At 60.4% G+C, this 1,207-nt stretch carries 2 protein-coding genes; both read right to left on the reverse strand.

Annotation, left to right across the window (positions count from 1 at the left end; translation table 11 throughout):
• Positions 1-86 precede the first annotated feature (86 nt).
• The gene (locus EOA38_RS37215) at positions 87-692 is read right to left on the reverse strand and encodes a transglutaminase-like cysteine peptidase (protein ID WP_127301550.1); all 606 of its coding nucleotides are present in this window, start codon (positions 690-692) and stop codon (positions 87-89) included.
• Between the two features lie 257 nt (positions 693-949).
• A partial coding sequence (locus EOA38_RS37220) for a PilZ domain-containing protein (protein WP_145966321.1) occupies positions 950-1,207 on the reverse strand: 258 nt, incomplete at its 5' end.

Genomic DNA, 1,207 nt, shown 5'->3' on the forward strand with positions numbered 1-1,207 from the left:
CCGCATGAATGCGGCGTGCTTAATCTCTTTGTGCATGTCGTTGCCCCAAAACCGCTGCGCACTTTTGGGCGACATGCATCGGCGTCCTAGCGGACGCTGGCGACGGCGTCCTCGCGGCCGTCGTTGATCGAAACCCAAACGCCCGAATTCTCGGCCGATTGACGTTTGAGGTAGGTGTAAACCGTGTCGTTCCAGGCGAGCACTTTCGGCTCGAGATTGTCGAGGATGAACTCGCCGAGACTGGTGCGCACCGTCAGCACCGCATGGCCGTCGCCGTTCGGCTGGCGAACGACCGTCATCAAGAGGTCGCCGGCGGGGACGCCCGCCGCCATCAGCTCGCGGCGCTTCTCCAGCCCATAATCCTCGCAGTCGCCATAGCCGTTGTCGGGATAGGCCCAGTATTCCTCGACCCCGTAGATTTCCATATCGGTTCGCGGCTTGACCCGGGCGTTCACCGAATTGTTGATGCTGACGATCGTCGCCCACAGTTTGCGGGTCAGTTCGACCGGAGGCCCTTTCGGCGTCCTTTCGTTGCATTCGACCGGTACGCGCTGGCAGAATTCATAGTGGCCGACCGGCTGGGTGGTGCGGCCGCCCGTATGCATGAGCACCGGTCCCGCGCTTGCCGTTCCCCAGGCGGAAAGCTGCATCGCCATTGCCAAGAGCAACAGCTTGCCCCTCGTCATTTTCATTATGGCAGTCTCCCCGTTTGAGAGAGACTGTGCCACGTTGGGATTTATTTGACGCAAAAACGCGAAGTAGATATTGAGTAAAACGCCCGTAGAATAAATATAAAATTTGAACTATCTCGGTTTGAGATCGTTGGGATTTGGTTGGCGCGCGCAGGCGATCGGCGACGGCTCGGCGAGTGGTTGCGGACGATGTCTCTTCGAGGCAACAAAAAACCGGCCGCGTGCGGCCGGTTCGGTTGTACCCGGGTGCGTTCGCGTCAGGATCGCGGCGCGTTGAATTCCGAATCCAGCGTTTCCGGCCGCTGAATGACGGCGAATTCGATGGCAACGCCGTCCTCGAAGTGACGCACCACCTGGCCGCGCATCGTGCCCAGCATGACCTGCACGCCGATCGCCGGTTTGACGTCGATTTCGATCGCCGCGCCCGAAAGCGAAAGGTCAATGATGCGGCACTGATACTGGCGCCCATCGGTGAGCTGCAGCACGCTCATCGGATTGCGCGGCGCGACGCGCTC

Source organism: Mesorhizobium sp. M1E.F.Ca.ET.041.01.1.1 (assembly GCF_003997355.1).
Classification (GTDB): Bacteria; Pseudomonadota; Alphaproteobacteria; order Rhizobiales; family Rhizobiaceae; genus Mesorhizobium.

What these genes read in the sequence shown, in the direction of transcription:
- EOA38_RS37215 (WP_127301550.1), bottom strand. Translation starts at nt 692, where the DNA reads ATGAAAATGACGAGGGGCAAGCTGTTGCTCTTGGCAATGGCGATGCAG.